This window comes from Paenibacillus taichungensis (assembly GCF_003287275.1).
GTDB lineage: Bacteria > Bacillota > Bacilli > Paenibacillales > Paenibacillaceae > Paenibacillus > Paenibacillus taichungensis_A.
On record NZ_QEVW01000001.1, the window covers coordinates 225,619 to 244,926 of the forward strand.

At 47.7% G+C, this 19,308-nt stretch carries 19 protein-coding genes and 1 pseudogene; 16 read left to right on the forward strand and 4 right to left on the reverse strand.

Annotated features, from left to right (window positions below; all coding sequences use genetic code 11):
* The first annotated feature begins 64 nt into the window (after positions 1-64).
* Positions 65-1,024: a glycosyl hydrolase gene (locus tag DC345_RS01250; RefSeq protein ID WP_258530424.1), complete on the forward strand. Its 960-nt coding sequence runs from the start codon at positions 65-67 to the stop codon at positions 1,022-1,024.
* A 297-nt stretch (positions 1,025-1,321) separates the two neighbouring features.
* Here DC345_RS01250 and DC345_RS01255 read toward each other — a convergent pair whose 3' ends face one another.
* The gene (locus DC345_RS01255; RefSeq protein ID WP_113051565.1) at positions 1,322-1,609 is read right to left on the reverse strand and encodes a SunI/YnzG family protein; all 288 of its coding nucleotides are present in this window, start codon (positions 1,607-1,609) and stop codon (positions 1,322-1,324) included.
* A 299-nt stretch (positions 1,610-1,908) separates the two neighbouring features.
* Between DC345_RS01255 and DC345_RS01260 the strand changes: the two genes are divergently transcribed.
* Positions 1,909-2,454, forward strand: coding sequence for a hypothetical protein (locus DC345_RS01260; protein ID WP_113051566.1), 546 nt, complete (start codon positions 1,909-1,911; stop codon positions 2,452-2,454).
* 351 nt (positions 2,455-2,805) lie between these two features.
* Positions 2,806-3,639, forward strand: a pseudogene (locus DC345_RS01265) (formylglycine-generating enzyme family protein); the annotation flags it as partial.
* A 35-nt stretch (positions 3,640-3,674) separates the two neighbouring features.
* On the opposite strand, the gene DC345_RS01270 reads toward DC345_RS01265, so the two are convergent.
* The 3 genes from DC345_RS01270 to DC345_RS01280 form a co-directional block, all read right to left on the reverse strand.
* Entirely contained in the window at positions 3,675-4,781 is a 1,107-nt protein-coding gene (locus DC345_RS01270) for an MFS transporter (protein ID WP_113051568.1), read from the reverse strand.
* Between the two features lie 88 nt (positions 4,782-4,869).
* Positions 4,870-5,400 carry a TetR/AcrR family transcriptional regulator gene (locus tag DC345_RS01275; protein ID WP_113051569.1) on the reverse strand — a complete coding sequence of 177 codons (531 nt, stop codon included), beginning with the start codon at positions 5,398-5,400 and terminating at the stop codon, positions 4,870-4,872.
* Positions 5,401-5,476: 76 nt separating this feature from the next.
* Positions 5,477-6,247 (reverse strand): DeoR/GlpR family DNA-binding transcription regulator, encoded by a 771-nt coding sequence (locus DC345_RS01280; protein WP_113051570.1) that lies wholly within the window; start codon positions 6,245-6,247, stop codon positions 5,477-5,479.
* Positions 6,248-6,509: 262 nt separating this feature from the next.
* Here DC345_RS01280 and DC345_RS01285 point away from each other — a divergent pair, with 262 nt between their 5' ends.
* From DC345_RS01285 to DC345_RS01345, 13 genes are all read left to right on the forward strand, one after another.
* Positions 6,510-7,475 (forward strand): metallophosphoesterase family protein, encoded by a 966-nt coding sequence (locus tag DC345_RS01285; RefSeq protein WP_258530425.1) that lies wholly within the window; start codon positions 6,510-6,512, stop codon positions 7,473-7,475.
* A 42-nt stretch (positions 7,476-7,517) separates the two neighbouring features.
* Entirely contained in the window at positions 7,518-8,375 is an 858-nt protein-coding gene (locus tag DC345_RS01290) for a DMT family transporter (RefSeq protein ID WP_258530426.1), read from the forward strand.
* Positions 8,376-8,453: 78 nt separating this feature from the next.
* The gene (locus tag DC345_RS01295; RefSeq protein WP_113051731.1) at positions 8,454-9,335 is read left to right on the forward strand and encodes a glycoside hydrolase family 43 protein; all 882 of its coding nucleotides are present in this window, start codon (positions 8,454-8,456) and stop codon (positions 9,333-9,335) included.
* A gap of 267 nt (positions 9,336-9,602) precedes the next feature.
* A complete protein-coding gene (locus tag DC345_RS01300; RefSeq protein WP_309304304.1) occupies positions 9,603-10,154 on the forward strand; it encodes a nucleotidyltransferase family protein in 552 nt (183 codons plus the stop codon).
* A 52-nt stretch (positions 10,155-10,206) separates the two neighbouring features.
* Entirely contained in the window at positions 10,207-10,938 is a 732-nt protein-coding gene (locus DC345_RS01305; RefSeq protein WP_113051572.1) for a YdcF family protein, read from the forward strand.
* A 561-nt stretch (positions 10,939-11,499) separates the two neighbouring features.
* Positions 11,500-12,057, forward strand: a complete 558-nt coding sequence (locus DC345_RS01310) for a DJ-1/PfpI family protein (protein ID WP_113051573.1) — start codon at positions 11,500-11,502, stop codon at positions 12,055-12,057.
* Positions 12,058-12,097: 40 nt separating this feature from the next.
* A complete protein-coding gene (locus DC345_RS01315; RefSeq protein ID WP_113051574.1) occupies positions 12,098-12,619 on the forward strand; it encodes a hypothetical protein in 522 nt (173 codons plus the stop codon).
* Between the two features lie 82 nt (positions 12,620-12,701).
* Entirely contained in the window at positions 12,702-13,583 is an 882-nt protein-coding gene (locus DC345_RS01320) for a TIGR01777 family oxidoreductase (protein ID WP_113051575.1), read from the forward strand.
* A gap of 254 nt (positions 13,584-13,837) precedes the next feature.
* Positions 13,838-14,839, forward strand: a complete 1,002-nt coding sequence (locus DC345_RS01325; RefSeq protein WP_113051576.1) for a beta-ketoacyl-ACP synthase III — start codon at positions 13,838-13,840, stop codon at positions 14,837-14,839.
* A complete protein-coding gene (locus DC345_RS01330; RefSeq protein WP_258530427.1) occupies positions 14,829-16,130 on the forward strand; it encodes an ATP-grasp domain-containing protein in 1,302 nt (433 codons plus the stop codon). Before DC345_RS01325 ends, DC345_RS01330 begins: the two co-directional genes overlap by 11 nt.
* Entirely contained in the window at positions 16,127-17,122 is a 996-nt protein-coding gene (locus tag DC345_RS01335; RefSeq protein WP_113051577.1) for an NAD-dependent epimerase/dehydratase family protein, read from the forward strand. The genes DC345_RS01330 and DC345_RS01335 overlap by 4 nt, the downstream gene beginning before the upstream one ends.
* Positions 17,116-17,976, forward strand: coding sequence for an MBL fold metallo-hydrolase (locus DC345_RS01340; protein WP_113051578.1), 861 nt, complete (start codon positions 17,116-17,118; stop codon positions 17,974-17,976). The genes DC345_RS01335 and DC345_RS01340 overlap by 7 nt, the downstream gene beginning before the upstream one ends.
* Entirely contained in the window at positions 17,973-19,289 is a 1,317-nt protein-coding gene (locus tag DC345_RS01345; protein WP_113051579.1) for a F390 synthetase-related protein, read from the forward strand. Before DC345_RS01340 ends, DC345_RS01345 begins: the two co-directional genes overlap by 4 nt.
* Positions 19,290-19,308 lie beyond the last annotated feature (19 nt).

Below are 19,308 nucleotides of genomic sequence, written 5' to 3' on the forward strand. Positions count from 1 at the left end.
AATTCGGGTGCTTTTGATATTGGGGTCGCTATGTACCCTGCCTTGGAATGGGGGATTATCAATGATGGAGCAAAAGATAAGCAGTAATTTAGTGAATAAAGATGCGACTTCCGAGGCTAGAGAACTGATGAAGTACTTGGCGGAGCGTTATGGAAAAGGAGTACTGTCAGGTCAGCAGGATTACGGCAATCTGAACTGGATTAATGAGAATACAGGCCGCAAGCCGGCGGTGATCGGATTCGATCTTATGGATTATTCTCCATCAAGGACAGAACGCGGCGCGATCTCTCAAGAGATTAGGGATGCGATTGCATGGCACCGGCAGGGCGGAATTGTGACATTGTGTTGGCATTGGAATGCACCTATTCATCTAATAGATGAACCAGGCAAGGAATGGTGGCGCGGTTTCTATACGGATGCTACTACCTACGATCTCGCTTCAGCATTGGCACATCCTGAATCGCAAGAGTATACCTTATTGATCCGGGATATCGATGCCATTGCAGTACATCTGCAAGAACTCAAGGATGCTGGGGTGCCTGTGTTATTCCGGCCGCTTCATGAAGCGGAAGGAGGTTGGTTCTGGTGGGGAGCCAAGGGACCTGAACCTGCCAAACAGTTATATCGCCTGCTGTACGATCAATTGGTCAACAAGTATGAGCTGGGTAATCTGATATGGGTGTGGAACTCGGAAAAGCCGGAGTGGTATCCGGGTGACGATGTGGTGGATATTGTGAGTGTGGATGTGTATCCAGAAGCAGGAGATCACAGCCCACTAGCTAAACGTTATGAAAATCTGCGTGAACTGGTGAATGACAGCAAAATCATTGCCTTAGCCGAGAATGGCTCCATTCCTGATCCAAAGCAAATGAAGGCGCAGGGCGTGTACTGGAGCTGGTTCTGTACCTGGACGGGTGAATTCCTAAAGGGTGGTAATCACAATACCGTGGCGTATTTGAAGGAAGTATATAATAGTGAAGATGTAATTACGTTGGATCAATTACCGAAATGGAGTTGGAGATAGGGCTATCATTTGGACTGCTACTAACGTTAAAAAGGGGGTGTCCCATAAGTCATGAACATGACGGTGGACACCCTTTTTTCGCGTTAATTTGGCCTAACGAACACCTGACACATGTTATTCGCTCGTGTTTACACTGTTCTGAACTGTAACGAATCCCAGAGACGTTATTTTATCAATGAGGTCGCTTTTTAGGCTCTGACGCTGTGTTTGCACCGAAATAACGTCACTGAAGTTCGTTAAAGTTGGCATGCCTTGAAAATCGGACGTTTAAGGTGCGCTAGATTCGTTAGCACGTTGCTAGTTTGACGCATTCCGCTCACCTGAATTATTGGATAGCATGGCACTGATTTTTGGAAATAACGTCTCACTGGAAGTAAACAGGATGTAGGATTGATTGGTTGTATGGATTAGAATTGTTTCGGAAGCGCCATACGCTGCGCCGATTCGAACGGCTGAAGGCTCACTTCCACCATATGTATCATCAAGGGTAACTGTTTTAATATCTGAGATTGGAATTTCTATTTTGGAAAGCTGCCAACGAATGATGAGTTGATTCTCTACTTGCTGTACTTTAATACCTAACATACACACAACCTCCCTTTAAGCCTGTTGAAGATAAATGCTCTGTGTTATTAGTTTATCACTTATGGACGGAGAGCACTAAGTCTTTCTGGGGAAACGAAGTGTCGCTTTATCACAGGATTTTCTCCGTAAAAGAGGAAGGGGATAACAGCGAGGGGAAGGTGGTGCTGCAATTGAAGTGCCAAAGTGTAACTTTATCCATGTGGAATGTTTGCTACAGTAATTTCCATAAATATTGGCATGATGTACACTATTTCTAACGAAAACGGGAGACGAAGAGATGTAGATGGAGGAGGTGCCATATGACAGACCTGAACGCATATCATTATTTTGAAAAAAGTCTGGGCCCTTTTCGCAATCTATCCAGTCTGTCTGACAAAGAAGCGGAAACAGTTACCCAACGAATCCGTCATCAAGGCCGGAATTTTGCCAGTCAGCGATCTTCAGATTACATGATGATTCGAAGAGAAATTGAGCGAAAAGCGTACGAGCAGTTTATCTCCAAAGGTGGAAAACCGACCAATCGTTATCCTCACTATATGACCCTGGGTGCATGCGCGTGGTTGGAATCATGGTATACCGAACCGGATTGGGTCATGATCTCATGGGAGAGTCTCCCTGCTGATTCCGTAAGTTTTACCTACGGCGATTTGTTTCCAACGATGCGTTATATGGATGATAAGCCTTACCGTAAGCAGGTCTACACGAAAGATGAAATTTTGGACGTTATTCAATCCTATGGTTGGCCTCAGGAATGGAATCGACAGGGTGAGCTCGCCCCGGAACGTTATATCGAAGTACAGGTGTGGAACGAGGGCATTATCAGACCATATCGTCATCTTGATTGATATGCGAAATCGATGAAGAAATTCAGATGAATGAACTGTTCAAAAAAGGTAGGAGCAGAAATGACAACACCACCGTATCCGAATATTCGCCCTGCCGTGTACAATAGGGAGAACGAGTCTTAAACCTACCAATGGAAGGGGATGCTTGAGTTGCATGATCAGCTGCCAAAGAAATCTTCTTCTTGCTGCTGCGCTGCAAGCCGAGACGGTAAGTTGGAGGAAAAGAGTCTGCCAGAGGAAACGGCTGCATCGGTAGAAGCTGTTGAGGACAAGCCATCTAGTCATACCGGTCATACAGCTGATTTCAAGATAGCTCTAACCAATAGAGCAGAGAAGAAAGAAAGCATTCGTATTGAAGGTGGACGTTTCCTGATGGGTACAAATGACCCCGAAGCTTTTGCCGCAGATGGGGAAGGCCCCGTCAGAGAAGTTCAGGTGAACACCTTTTATCTGGATGCCTGTACGGTAACCAATACTGAATTTGCACATTTTGTTCGTGAGACGGGGTATCGGACTGAGGCGGAGCGGTTTGGCTGGTCTTTTGTTTTCCATCTGTTCGTTTCTCCGCAAACGGCGACTCAAGTTCGAAACGTGGTACAACAGACACCCTGGTGGTGGGTTGTTGAAGGTGCGGATTGGGCTCATCCCGAAGGACCCGATTCTCATGTGAATGATCGCTCTGATCATCCGGTTCTTCATATCTCATGGAATGATGCCAATGCCTATTGCCGCTGGGCAGGTAAACGTCTGCCCACAGAAGCCGAATGGGAGTACGCAGCCCGGGGTGGCCTGATACAGAAAAAATATCCCTGGGGCGATACGTTAAGGCCAGACGGACAGCACTATTGCAACATCTGGCAGGGGGTATTTCCAACGAAAAATAATGCAGCCGACGGTTATGCAGGCACCGCTCCATCCCAATCGTTCCCTACCAATGCATACGGACTTTATAATATGTCGGGCAATGTATGGGAATGGTGCGCAGACAACTACGTTACGGATCATGAGAAGGCTGCTGCTGCTGACACGGAATTATCTCCTCATGAAGATCGCAAGGTGCTAAAAGGCGGTTCCTACCTATGCCACCGTTCCTACTGCAATCGTTATAGAGTAGCGGCGAGAATCCCCAATACGCCTGATACATCTACCGGGCATATTGGTTTCAGATGCGCATCGGATGTATAGTCTGTGGTCTGCTTGTTTGTAGAATAAGGCTCGGGCTATTTCACCCGAATAAGTAATCCAAACAGACCGAGTACAGCAAAGGCCAGAAATGCTGTAGTGTTGGAGAACATCTCAATGGTGTAACCCGCTATCGATGAACCTATGAACTGCCCCGCACCTAGTGCGAGAAAAGCAAGGCTGATCCCGATGGACGTATTTGGACGAAATAGTCTGGTCGCCCACACAATAAATACACTGGTCAGGAAGATATAGGTACTGCCAAACGTAACGGCTGAGACCAGGCTGGCTGTCATCGATGGAAGAAGAATAACGCCAAGTGAAACAGACAAGAGCAGAAGGCCTGTTCGATAGGACCATCCAATTCCGATACGTTCAATAATACGGCCAGCACACCCGCCGAGAATCCCCATAACTCCCATCACAATCCAGAACAGTACGGCTTCCGAATCGGAGGCCCCTTTTTCGTCCGTAAGGAAGTTTCGGGCAAAGGTCCAATAGATCGCAGAACTGATTCCTGTCAGAAGGGAAGCCATGAGCAGAGCCGCACCCGGTCTCGTCGGCTTCATGCATGCCCAGAGGGACTTGGTACAAGGCTCTGTTTTGCGCGTGGAGAGAACGCGTCTATTCCACAGCACCACCACAACGCCGATAACAGCGAAGAAGACGTAGGTCAAACGCCAATATTCAGTGAACAGCCAGTAGATCGGACCGGATACGATAATGCCAAAGCTGGTACCTGTGTTAATCCAGCTATTCCCTCTGGCTTGCTGATCAGGCGCAAGCTCAGCATAGACGGTGTTACCCAATGCAGGAGAGGCCAAGCCTGTACTTAATCCGGCAAGAAATACGCCGAGTGTGAGAACAAACACGTTTGGAGATAAGCCAATGCCCAATAAACCGAGGACAGCGCTAACACCAGCTATTTGAATGACATGATAGTGCCCAATGCGATTAATTAACAGTGGGGCACTAAGTAGAGACAGGCAATAAGCAATGTAGGTTGCGGAATTGATTGCTCCTGATTGAGCATCGTCCAGTTGGAGTGCTTCCGAGATTTCGGGCATAAACAGACCATAGCTGAATCTCCCGAATGCATAACATACAGCGATAAGGGCGATCCCTGGGAAAATAATTTTTTTCATCAAATCCACCGCCTTTTAGATAGAACGATCATTATATTTTATTTGAAATAAAAAAGTGAGTTGAACTACTAACTCACCCGGTGTGGGACTACTTGAAACTATTTTGCGTCATGTCAATGAGTTCGCGACACACGCTATTTACATTTTCTGTCTCAGCAAGTGCGGTAGAACCCTCAAGCAGCAGGTTAAATTGCAACGCTGCACGATCACTTGCGGCAGGATCAAGGTTTTTGATCAATGTCATCACATGTTTCTTATGTGCGTTGACAGTTTGTACAATGACGTTGTCTGGATCTCCGCCAAACTCCTCCTTGGCACGTAAAAACAAACATCCTCTCGATTCATGCTCCATCAACCAATGTGCATGGCCTTCCGCCAGATTGACGAATACGGGCTGCGCTTTGTTGTCGGCGTACTGCCGCAGCTGCTCCATATAGCGCTGTTCGCGCCGCCGAAGTACTTCAACAATGAGATCATCCTTGGAGTTGAAGTGATTATATAACGTCATGATGGCGATCCCGGCATCTGTGATGATTCGCTTCAAGCCGATGGAATGAAAGCCGTGCAGATAGAACAATTCCTCAGCCACGTTCAACAGCATTTCCTTTTTGCTGCTCATAAGGATTAATACGCTCCTTTCAAAATAAGATAGAACGATCATTATACTTCTAAAATATAGAAAATGGCTCACATTGTCAAATGCTGTGAACCATTTCGATTTCCATTTGGTAAAGAGCCTCTACCCATTCTGTGGGACATCCAGAATCTGTGATCACCATCGATATTTGATTTATAGGTGCAATCTGGGCGAAGGTGGAACGGCCAAACTTGGTATGATCAGCTACCAAAATGGCTTCCTCCGCGCGCTCCATCATTTTGCGGGAGATGAGCGCCTCTTCCAGCACATAATCTGTGATCCCATCCGTTAACGACACGCCGCCTGCTGAGATGAACGCCTTGTTGACTTTGAATTGACTGAGCAATTCATGAGCAATGGGTCCAGTAGAGGCTTGTACGACCGGGGTGACTTCTCCTCCTGCGAAAATGATTTTGCCTGCAAACTCCTCCAGTGCACAGGTAAGAATGGGGACGGAGTTGGTAATGACGGTCACCTGAGACCGATGTCGCAGCTGCCGCATGATCTCCAGCGTTGTTGTGCCGTTGTCCAACATGACGGTCTCTCCATCCTCAATCAGAGAGGCGGCTGCCACGCCAATGGCTTGCTTTTCACTCAGTTGAAGCTGCGCACGCTTTTGAAAGGGGGCTTCGATCATGCCTGAGCGTACACGTACAGCGCCTCCGTATACTTTGCGCAATTCGCCTTCCTTTTCAAGTCGGTCCAGATCCCGCCGAATCGTCTCCGTGGATACCTGGAACAGATCTGCCAGAACCTGTACCTGAACCTTGCCCTGGGTAGCGAGCTGGATCAGAATGGTGTGTCTGCGTTCTTCATACGTTAAAGACATGGTTATGCCTCCTGAAGTTTCAATTCTAAGTTCTTTTATTTTAGAGTTGTGAGATAGTGTGGATTGTTGTTGTTTTAATAGTTTAAGTTGGAGAGAAGACCCTTGTCAATTTTGAAATGATATGAGGAGTATATTCCTGTAATTAATATGTATTGACAGTAATATGATGTGACGATAAGATCATATAAAACAACGAGAAACCACAACAAACAACATTTTAAACTTTAGTCCATAGTACATGGATCATCAGGGAGGAAAAAGGGTGAAACGTCAGCTTGCTTTTCAAAAAAATGGAACATTCAAAATCGTGCAGTTTACAGATCTACACTGGAAGGATGGGCGTCCTGAAGATCTTCGGACCGGGCAATTAATGAAAACGGTCATTGAAGCGGAACAACCCGATCTGGTTGTATTTACAGGCGACGTCATTTACACGGGACCGGTTGATCCTGGCAATAAGGAATGTGAACACCCGGAGCAGGCATTCCGTGATGCCGTGTCGGTAGTGGAAGAGCGTGGTATTCCGTGGGCTTTTGTGTATGGCAACCATGATACAGAGAATCGAATTACCCCTGATGGATTAATGGAGGTGATTCAGGAGCATGCGCATACCGTGACGGAACCTGGTCCGCGTGAGATTGCGGGACTAGGCAATTACACATTGGAGATTGCCGGAGCGGATGGCCTTCCGGCAGCAGTGTTGTATTTACTCGATTCGGGGAACTATTCCCAGTTCGAGTCGATTCCCGGTTATGGCTGGATTCAGCCCAATCAGATCCAGTGGCTGATGTCTGAATCCACACGCGTCAATCCCGGCCGCAGCCGCGGGGATAAGCTGCCAGCCTTGGCGTTTTTCCATATCCCGATTCCTGAATATCAGTCCATGTGGGACTCACAGATCTGTTACGGCAGCAAGTACGAGCCTGTCTGCTCTGCCCAAGTGAACTCGGGTCTGTTCTCTGCACTGCTGGAGATGGGCGATGTGATGGGGACCTTTTGCGGACATGATCATGTGAATGATTTTCAGGGAACATACCACGGAATTCGTCTCTGCTACGGGCGTTCGAGCGGTCACAGTACATATGGAAGGGAAGGCATGCTGCGTGGAGGACGGGTCATTCAATTGCAGGCGGGACAACGTAGCTTTGATACCTGGATTCGTCTGGAAGACGGATCGGTCGTGAAGGAACAGCCAGCACATCAACCTGAGAACACTTCCGCACATTAGGGAACATAGAAGAGCAAGGAATTAGAGAGGAACGTTTTGATTATGATTTTACCTATAGTTCTGGTGCTCGCTTCCGGGATGTCTCATGCTGTCTGGAGTATGTTCACCAAACGCAGTTTAAACAAAAGCGTGTTTTTATGGTCCATCATGATGATTCCGACCATCATACTGCTGCCTGTGCTTATCATGGAGTTGATACGGGAACCTTTATCCATCCCAGCCTATGCACTACTCGTGTTATCAATGGCGCTGCAAGCCGTGTATTCCTGGCTGCTATCGCAGACGTATGAATTGGGCGACTTGTCGCAGATTTATCCGATTATGCGGGGAACGAGCACCTTGCTGGTGCCATTGATCGGTGTTTCTTTTCTGGGGGAAACGTTGTCCATGTTCGGCTGGTTTGGTATTGCCTGCATGATTGTAGGATTTACGGTGCTGAGTGGTGTGGGAAGCAAAGACGGCAAATCTGGATCAAGAGTAACAGGATCAAAGCCGGTGCTGATGGCCTTATGTGTCGGGTTATGTACAACCAGTTATGTGTTCGTGGACAAATTGAATCTAGAGCATATTTCACCCCTGTCGTTACTTGAAGTGACGAACATTGGTTTTGTTGCAGGATTAACTCCGGCGCTGCTCGCTTCCCGCCAACTGCGTCAGGAATGGAAGAAGAACCGATCAACGATTATGCTGGGAGCGCTGCTGAATCCGGGTTCGTACTTGTTGTTTCTGTTTGCATTGCAGCAGGCGCCAATGGCGAGACTGGGTCCGCTTCGGGAAGTGGGAACGGTATTCGCAGCCTTCCTCGGTATTTTGTTACTGAAAGAACAGCAGGGGAAAAAGCGTATTCTCTGTTCCATCGTTATTTTTGGCGGCATATTGCTGATTGGCATGTGGGGTTAGTGGAATTCCAGTATTTGGGTATATGGTGTATACTTATGGTTATTGAACCGCTTTCATGAGGAGGATAAACCATTGAACGTGCACCGTTTGGAAGATATTCATTTTCGTGATCCTTACATACTGGCTATACCATCGCGCAAGAAATATTATTTATATGGCTCTATCGGGCAAAATGTGTGGAACGGCCCAGCTATCGGTTTTGATGTCTATGAGAGCGAAGACCTGATCCATTGGAGCGGTCCTTCCCCATGCTTCCGTGCACCTACGGACTTCTGGTCCGATCACCACTATTGGGCCCCGGAAGTCTATGAATGGGAAGGACGCTTCTATATGTTTGCCAGCTTCAAGGCGGAAGGCATTCCGAGAGTAACAGGTGTATTGGTTGCTGATCAGCCGGAAGGACCTTTTGAATTGTGGTGTCGCTCCTTGACGCCTCCCGATTGGGAATGCCTGGACGGTACATTGTATGTGGATGATCAGGGTGATCCATGGATGATCTTTTGCAAGGAATGGGTGCAGGTGGAGGATGGTGAGATGTACGCCGTACGTCTGAAACCGGATCTGAAAGGAACGATAGGCAAGCCTGATCTGTTATTCAAAGCTTCCGAAGCCTCATGGTCTGTCGGAGGTGGAGAACAGCGAAACCGTTATGTCACGGATGGTCCGTTTCTGTATCGGATGCAAAATGATGAACTCGTCATGATGTGGTCCACATCCGGTCAAGACGGTTATACACTGGGACTAGCCCGCTCGGTGTCCGGCAAACCGCAAGGTCCATGGAAGCAAGATCACAAGCCGTTGTTCGCCAATAATGGAGGACATGGGATGCTGTTTCGAACGTTTGAAGGACAATTGTGTCTCACCATTCATGCTCCGAACAATCATCCGAATGAACGACCTGTTATTTTCCGCATGCAGGAGAATCATGGACAACTGACGCTTATGGTTAACCCAACGTAACGTAAAATGCAGAAAATGCAGATCACGTATTCGGAAAAGGCACTGGCCTAATCGCTTATTTAATCTTCTTTAATTGATCCCCTCAGGGTAAATGATCTTAAGGAACATCTGTTCAGATGAGCCTAGGATGACTGCCTGAGGGGATTTGTTTATTTTATCGCAGGTACTCAAACATGATATATTGGAAGGAGCAGCGTGTCGGTAATGTAAAAGCGAGCAATGATAGCTCTATAATGAAATGGACAGAGTGACGGGGAGAGACGTTATATGCTGCATGAGGAAAAGTTGATTCAGGCGATTACCGAGCATGAACAATTAATGCACGATCTGCGGCGGGTTCGTAGTCTTGGTCTGCCTCAATGTTACATAGGTGCGGGGTATATTCGCAATTATATCTGGGATGTGCTTCATGGTTATCCTCTACGCGAACTGCACAGCGATATTGATGTTGTTTTCTACGATAGGGAAGATATGCGTGATGAACGGGATCTGCTGCTGGAACAACAGCTTCGCGAGCAGACAGGCAATTCCAAGTGGTCGGTGAAAAATCAGGCGAGGATGCATCTACGCAATGGATACGAGCCATATCAATCTACAGAAGATGCTCTTCGATATTGGCCAGAAATCGTCACGGCCATAGGTGTGCGTTTAGATGAACAGGGTCAGGTGCGTATTTGTGCCCCTCATGGGCTGGAGGATCTGTATGGGTTAATCGTACGCCAAAGTCCGTTTTTCTCGGATGCAGACTACTATAATCATCGCGTAGAGAAGAAATGCTGGCAGCAACAGTGGCCCAAGCTTACGATCGTAAGATCCTGAATCAAGGGCATATGACAGAAGTGAGGGCCCAAGAAGGAGTGTTACTGGATCTATGAAAAAGTTTATACGAGAAAAAGGTTTGATCCTTGATCTTATATTCATTGCATGTTTTGTGTTCTTCCTTGTTTTCTGGGGCTGGAACTTCGCAGTGAAGTTTTTTGCCATGATCACTGTAGCCTTTATCGTGTTGAGGCGAATTGATTATCAAAAACATATCCTGCTGAAACGCATTCTGCTTACCGGGTTTGGTATTGCTGCTGTTTCATTTGTTATTATCGAAGCCCTTGTATTTACTCAACTTAACGCGAATGATCCGGAAGAAGCGGACTATGTCATTATTCTCGGCTCGGGCATCAAAGGAACAGAATTGTCATTGACCTTGAAACAAAGGCTGGATGCCAGTCTGAACTATATCCGCAGTCATCCTCAGACGCCTGTGATTGTATCCGGCGGTCAGGGGCCGGGGGAATCGATTCCTGAAGCACTCGCTATGAAAAACTACCTTGTTGATCAGGGGATCAGCCCCACACAAGTCATTATGGAAGATCGATCGACGAGCACCCAGGAGAATATGGCATTTTCCAAAAAAATCATTGATGCATCCGGGCTGGAGCATCCCAAGATCATGATAGTCACAAGTGACTACCATATGTTCAGATCCAAGTATCTGGCCGCCAAGAACGGTTACGCTGCCGAATACGGCATCTCCGCTCCTTCACCGGGTTATCTGAAACCGATCAATATGATACGGGAGTATTTTGCATCGGTTAAAGCATTTATCTAATGGATAATGTGCGAATTTAGAAATGGATTACAATCCTCAAGATATCAGATCCAAAAAAAGGCAACGATCAACTCCTAATCGAGTGAACGTTGCCTTTTTGTTATTTCTTATCGTACGTTTTGAAAATTTCAGTGATCACACTGAGAGCCATAGCTATTTCATGCAGTTTATGGGTTCTCCTGAATGGTAATTTAATTAGTTTCTGAATGTTATTATAGCTTCCGTACGCCAAAGCGGCCTATATGGGGCTGTTATTTTTGTTGGAACACGCCATCAAACGAAAGAATCTTGTACAATGAGGTAGTTGGAAAATTGAAACATAAATGGGGGGATAAACATGAGGGGATGCATTAGTTACTAATTAAGATCATTTGATGATGTGAAATAGAAGTGCAGGATTAAAAAGCATTTTATCCAGCTGCGGGATTCAAATGATACCCACAACTAATTTATGAGAATGGCCCATGATCATCTGATCAGAAATAATCATCAGTTGCTATAAAACTTTTGCGGACTGATATGTATCGAGGGTAGAAGGATAAAAAGAAGGGGACAGCTGATTTGAAAACATACATATTATTATTTGAAGGATACGTATCATTTGAGATTATGTTAGCCAGCTATTTTATGAAAACGCAAGGAGACATCATAACGGTGGCGTTGGAAAAAGGACCGTTACAGTCATATGAGGAATTTTCAGTTAATCCCTCTGTTCTATTAAATGAGATTGATCCGTCCGAAGTGGACCTTTTCATAATTCCCGGAGGAGATGTTACGGGAATGCTGCAACGGCCAGACTTGATGTACTTCATCAAAGCACTTAATGAGCGCAAGACGCCCATTGCAGCCATCTGTGCAGGAACATTGTTGTTCGGTCAGGCACAAATATTGGAGAGCAGATCATTTACGACTAATGCTGAATCCGAGATGAGAGCAGTCACAGCTCAAGGGGAATATGTAAATGAAGGTGTTGTTGTTGATGGATATATCATTACAGCTAAGGCGAGTGCTTATGTGGATTTTGGAATCGAAATTGGTAAAGTTATGAATATCTATTCAGGTCCTGAAGATCTGGAAGAGACGATTCAAGTGTTCAAATATTTCAACGCCAAATCATGATATAATATACGTCAATAATAGAAGAACGATGTAGGAGTGAATGATCATTACAGCATATATGTTACCTGCTCTTTATGAGCAAAAGAAAGTTTCAGCGCATGACATGGAAGAGATTGTGCGTCTGTTGGCACACGCACCATTACTATACGATGACGGGCTGACAATTCAAGTCCAGGATTTCATGGAAGGGTTGGAGATTGAGCTTGAGCATGAAGTGCGGCGCGCAGTGATCGAGTTGTATGAACTGGCTGTGCAAGCTTGTCGCCCCTTCACCGATTCATCTGCTTATGAGCAGCTTCAGGATGCACTTGGATTACAGGCCGAACTATGGCAGGCAGAAGTGCTGACGCTTGCCGAATGGATGGAATGGTTGAAGCAGATCGGTAAAGGACAAAGAAAACTGCCTGAATACAATTTTACAGCCATGCTGGGGAATTTGCCTGAAGGGTTCATGATTCATGATTTCCATGATGAGCTCATGTATCAGTTGGAGCAAAATTCAACGAACGCATGGGCGATCGAAGAACGCAATCGCTTATACGCAGCATTGGGCGTAAATTAAAATTAAACAAAACGGTCACAGACGGTGTTAGTTCATATATAGCGTACTTGCTTTACCCAGTATGGGGAAATGAGGGGATACCGTGAAAAAGGTTGTGTTGGCGGGTGGAACAGGGTTTGTTGGTCAGGATTTTGCCCACAGATTCAAGGAACTTGGTTATGAGGTGATCATTATCTCACGCCAGCCCGGTCATATTGCCTGGGATAACCAGGCTGGAATTATACAGGCACTTGAAGGTGCAGAATTGCTGATTAACCTGGCCGGAAAATCCGTAAACTGCCGTTACACGGACGAGAACCGCAAAGTCATTCTGGAATCCAGAACACGCACAACCCGCATTTTGGGCGAGTCTGTTCTGGCTTGTAGCATTCCTCCCGAATTATGGATTAATTCGAGCACGGCCACGATATATAGACATGCAGAAGATCGCCCCATGACGGAGAAAGAGGGCGAGATTGGCTCCGGGTTCTCGGTGGATGTCGCCAAGGCGTGGGAAAAGGCTTTTTTTGAATTCAGTCTGCCGTCTACACGTCAGATTGCATTACGGATTGCTATTGTGCTGGGAGAAGGTGGCGTCATGGAGCCACTGACCAATCTGGTCCGCTTTGGGCTGGGTGGATCACAAGGACCTGGAAGCCAGCAGTTTAGCTGGATTCATATAGAAGATTTGTTCCGCATGGTGATCTATGTTCAGCGGCACCCGCATCTGGAAGGGGTATTTAATGCTTCCTCTCCGCATCCTGTCACGAACCGCCAGCTTATGGAGAGTCTACGGCGGCAGATGGGAGTTCGGATTGGACTTCCTTCACCTCGCTGGATGCTGGAACTGGGAGCACGATTCATCCGGACCGAAACAGAACTGGTTCTCAAAAGTCGCTGGGTTATTCCCGAAAGGCTGGAGAGAGAAGGATTTACATTCAGATATGATACGCTTGATCTTGCACTGGCCGAGATTTTGAAGTAAGGAAATGAATCAACATGACTGAATAAAAAAGATAGCACAACGGGAGGGGCAGAGATATCTGCCCTTCTGCTGTATTTTCTTCACTTCGTCATGCGTTTAGCCAGGCGGGGTGAAGTGTAATTTCAATTAGATATATCGACTAAACATCTACACGATAACAGCGAGCGAAAGGTTGTTCTGTCATCCGAGTGTTAGTGTAATTATTTATTAGTTGAACTTATATTCAGTCAGAAGAAGAGAAAGAGGTAGGTCATATGCAGCTTAGAAGAGTGAGAATTGTTGGGACAGGCAAGTATTTGCCTGAACAGGAAGTAACCGACGAAGAGTTGGATCGCCGTTTGCAGGTGCCTGCGGGATGGGTCAGCAAAGCAACAGGTGTAGGTGTGCGTCATTACGCTACGGGTGTAGAGACCTCTTCCTTCATGGGGGCGAGGGCTGCCGAAGCCGCACTTGCGGATGCGGGATTGACGTTCGCAGATATAGACTGTCTGGTGTGTACAAGCGGTACGAAGGAACAACCTTTACCCAGTACGGCGGTATTCATTCAACAGGCGATGGGGCAGCAGGATTCGGGTGTGCCGGCCTTTGACATGGATGCGACCTGCTTGAGTTTTCTGAACGGGTTGGATGTTATCTCCTATATGGTGGATGCCGGGCGTTATAAAAGGGTGCTGCTTGTAGCTACGGAGATCGCTTCGAAGGGATTGAATTGGTCAAACAAGGAAAGTGCTGCCCTGTTCGGTGATGGAGCTGCTGCTGTCATTATTGAACGCTCCGCTGAAGGAGAATCTTCGCAGATTGTACATGCCTCACTAAAAACGTATAGCCGAGGCGCGCGGTTTTCGGAAATTGCCGGTGGGGGCACTCGTCTGCATGCCTCGAATTATGTGGCAGAGCAGCCTGAACCCTATCTTTTTCAAATGGATGGACAGGCTATCTTCCGTATGGCATCCAGATTGTTGCCAGCATTTATTGACGATATGTTGCAGGCCACCGGTGATCAGATGAAGGATTTCCAATTGGTGATTCCACATCAGGGAAGTGCCATGGCGATGAGGCTGATCCGCAAAAAGCTGGGAATCGAAGAGGAACGTTTTATGGACATTACACGAAATCACGGCAATACCATTGCCGCTTCCATTCCGATGGGGCTGCATGAAGCGATCAAGCAGCAGCGTATTCAGCGGGGAGATCGGGTGCTGATGATCGGAACAGCCGCCGGATTGTCACTGGGAGGACTCATTTTTGACTACTAGATTCACGAAGAATGGACATCAAACATCAGAATCCTTAAATGTGTTACTCACAGGCGGTCGGGCCCCGGTAACCCTCGAGCTGGCGCGTATGTTTCATCATGCGGGTCACCGGGTTTACGTCGCGGAGAGCGTGAGGAGTCATTTATGCAGATTGTCCAGTGCGGTGGAGCAGTGCTTCATGGTTCCATCTCCACGTCATGAAACAGAGAATTACTTGTTAGAGATGGAGAGTCTGGTTCAAACCTGGCAGATCGACTTGTTGATTCCAATGTGTGAAGAAGTTTTTTATATCGCTCAAGGAGCAGAGAGGCTGCGTAATCACTGCCGTGTACTTGTTTCGCCTATAGAGCAGCTGCATGAATTGCATCATAAATATCATTTTATCCAGCTTGCAAATTCGCTTGGTCTTTCGGTTCCGGATACCTGTCTGATCAACAGTCGGCAGGAATGGATGAAAGCGCAGGCTGTTCTGGAAATAGAGGGGAAATGGGTATGGAAGCCCGTATACTCCCGCTTTGCTGCCAGAGTTCGTATGCCGATATCCTCTACAGCAAATTTGGATGAAGGCGCACTTGAACCTGATCAGAAGATATACGAAGGTAAAATGAAGCAGCACCGTTTACAGAATGATCCTCCTGGTGACACGGAAATATCCTCAGCTTCCCCTTGGGTTGCACAGGCTTATGTTGCCGGGCAAATGTTATGTACATACAGCGTAGCTTATGAAGGGACAATCGTTGCACATACGACCTACGACAGTCGCTATCGAACGGGCAGCGTAGGAGCGAGTGTTTTTTTTGAACATGTGGAGCATGAAGAGATTTACGAGTGGGTAAGGCAATTTGTACAGGCGACAGGGTTTAGCGGGCAGGTTGGGTTTGATTTTATCGAAACAGAGGACGGACAAGTGTATGCCATTGAGTGTAATCCGAGGGCGACCAGTGGCATCCATTTGTTTTACCCTGGTGATGGCTTGGTACGTGCTTTAATTGCACCTGATGAACTGGTGGAAGCGGCAAAAGTGATCATCCCCCAGCAAGGAAGTAAAGCGATGTTGATGCTTCCGATGCTGGGAAGTGGATTGCAGCAGCTCTTTGGGAAGGGCAGCCTGCGGACATGGATGACAGCCTGGCGAGGAACGAGGGATGTGGTGTATATGAGACACGATGTAAAACCTTTGTTTGAGCAATTTGCGGTTGTACTCTCCGCCTGGCGGCTGGCAAGGAAACATAAGTTTTCGCTGACTGAAGCTTTGACTCACGACATAGAATGGAACGGTGAACAACGATGAATAGAGCTTTGGTTACAGGAGCAACCGGATGTCTGGGCAGACATCTGGCGATACGGCTTGCGGAGCAAGGCTGGGAAGTTACGGGTATGGGACGCCAGCCAAAGCACGGGGCACAGCTTGAGGCAGAAGGCATTCGATTTTATAACGGAGATATACGGGATCAGGCTGCGGTGAATGAGGTCTGTTCGGGTCAGGATGTTGTGTTTCACTGTGCAGCGTTATCGTCGCCATGGGGCAAATATCGGGATTTTTACAGCAGCAATGTGGAGGGGACACAGCATTTGGTGGACCGTAGTATGAAAGGTGGCGTACAGCGCTTCATTCACGTATCAACCCCGAGCATATATTTTAACTACAGTCCGCGATATGACATACATGAGAACGACCCCTTGCCATCCAAACCAGCTAATCATTATGCAGCGACCAAACGGCTCGCTGAGCAGGTGGTTTTACAGGCTCATGCCAAGGGTCTTCCATCGATCATGATTCGTCCAAGAGCTATTTTTGGTCCGTATGACCAGACCCTTTTTCCCAGAATCGTAGCAGCAAATGCCAAATCGGGTGTACCTATGATCGGAGGCGGACAGGCACTCATTGACCTGACTTGTGTGGATAACGTGGTGGATGCGCTGTTGTTATGCAGGGATGCCAAGAAAGAAGTGCTGGGTCGTGCCTACAATATTTCCAATGGAGATCCGAGACCGTTCCGGGATTTGGTGAGCACGTTGTTTGGAAAGCTGGAGATGCCTTTACGCCGTCGAAATATTCCCTACCGAGCAGCATACGGAGCAGCCGCAGTGCTGGAACGTGTACATCGCTTGATTCCTGCGTTAGGTGAACCTCAATTGACGCGGTATACGGTTGGTTCGTTATCTATCCCGCAGACGCTGGATATTACGGATGCCCGTGAGAAGCTGGGGTATGTGCCTCGATTGTCCATTGATGAGGGGTTACAACAATTTGCAGACTGGTGGAGGGCTGAATCATGCTGACAACAACTTCAGTAAAACTTCATCTGGGCGCAGCGGGTTACTGCACACATCCGGAGTTTCTGACGCTGCGTGGTGGAAGTGTGCGTTCGGTGGCCTTTCCAGCCGGCTTTGCGTGTATCATTCATCCTATACATGGTCCGATTCTGCTGGACACGGGATATAGCTCCCGTTTTTTCAAGGAAACCGCTCACTTGCCAAACGCGCTGTATCGTCATATTACACCTGTGGTATATCGTGAAGAAGACAGTGCAGTACATTTTCTGGCTCGTATAGGGCTGAAAGCTTCAGATATTCGGTACATCATCCTCTCACACTTTCATGGGGATCATATTGCAGGTGTGCGGGATTTTCCACAGGCGCAATTGATCTATCTGCCAAGAGCCTATGACGCTGTGCGTTCGCTTGGACCCATTGCGGCTGTAAAGGCAGGATTTCTGTCCGGGCTGCTGCCAGAGGACTTTGATGCGCGATCAATGCCTGTTACGAAGCAGCCAGAGCGATGGGTGAGAGCGGGTGAAGATTTTCCTTTTCCCGAGGTATACGATATTTTCGGTGATGGCAGTCTGCTGGGTGTTGACGTATCGGGTCATGCGGAAGGCATGATGGGAATTTTGCTCAGTACGGAGTTGTATGACTATTTTCTGTGTGCGGACGTAGTGTGGTCGAGTCGTGCTTTTCAGGAACAACGCAGACCTCATGTACTCGCTGGAATCATTATGTCGGATCGTCAGGCGTATCGAAGAAACTTTGACAGACTGGTTCAGTTGCATCAGCAGTTTCCGGCGATTCGGATTGTGCCCAGTCATTGCCGTGAAGCGCTGAATGCTTGGGGTACAGTGGGTGAGGACATATGAGCAACACACTGCGTATTGTCTATCATTATGCACTTGCACGGGGATTCAGAAAATGGAAAACACGAGCGCAGCTTGAACGCTGGCAGGAACGCCAGATCATTCGGCAAGTGGAGCGGGTTCGTAAAAAGTCGCCTTTTTACCGGGAGTGGTGGGGTGATGTTGATGCATCCAACTGGAGAAGCTTTCCCCTAATTGACAAAACGATCATGATGCAGCATTTCGATCGGCTCAACACGGTGGGCATTTCCAAGGGCGAAGCGATGGCTCTCGCCGGGGAGAGCGAGGAAACGCGTGATTTCAAGCCATCCGTTCAGGGTGTGACGGTAGGCTTGTCCTCAGGCACATCGGGCAACCGGGGGCTGTTTCTGGTGAGTGATCAGGAGCAAGATGCGTGGACAGGGACGGTGCTGGCTAAGCTCCTGCCTGGCGGACTGTGGAAGCCTGCCAAGATCGCCTTTTTCCTGCGGGCCAACAGCAATTTGTATGAATCGGTGCAGCGGGGTAATCTGCAATTTCAATATTTTGATCTGCTGGAGCGTGTCGATACCTTGGTTGAACGTATGGAAACATACCGACCCACCGTATGGGTAGCGCCGCCTTCCATGCTGAGAATGTTGGCTGACGCTTATACGTCAGGCGCATTGACCACTGTACCGGACAAAATCATTTCGGTTGCCGAAGTACTTGACCCGCTGGATCGCAAGGTGCTGGAGAGTGTTTTTGGGCAAACGATTCATCAGGTGTACCAGTGTACGGAAGGATTTCTGGGCGCAACCTGCCGCTTCGGCACGTTGCATTTGAATGAAGATATCGTTCATATTGAAAAAGAGTTCATTGATCCCGCGACCCGGAGGTTCGTGCCTGTAATCACGGATTTCTCCAGAACTACACAGCCTATTATCCGGTATCGGTTGAACGACATTCTGACGGAGGCAGCCGTTCCTTGTGCCTGTGGGTCTCCATTCACTGCCATAGAGCGGATCGAAGGCCGCTGTGATGACACGCTTTATTTTCCACATCGGCAATCGGGCAAAGCCGTACCTGTATTTCCGGATTTTGTTACGCGTGCGGTGATTGCATCCTCTCCCGCTATTGAGCATTATCGGGTCGTACAGCGAGGTAACGGGGTGTTGGAAGTATCACTTCGGCTTGGAGAAGGGGAAGGGATGCAGCAGGTGGAAGTTGGTGTGAAGCGGGAGCTGACGAAGCTGGGAGAGCGGATGGAATGCAGAATACCTGATATCCGATTCGTTCCTTATACGTTTGAACCGGGAATAACGAAGCTGCGCCGAGTGGAGAGACAATACACTTGAGTGAAGCGTAGAGATGTTA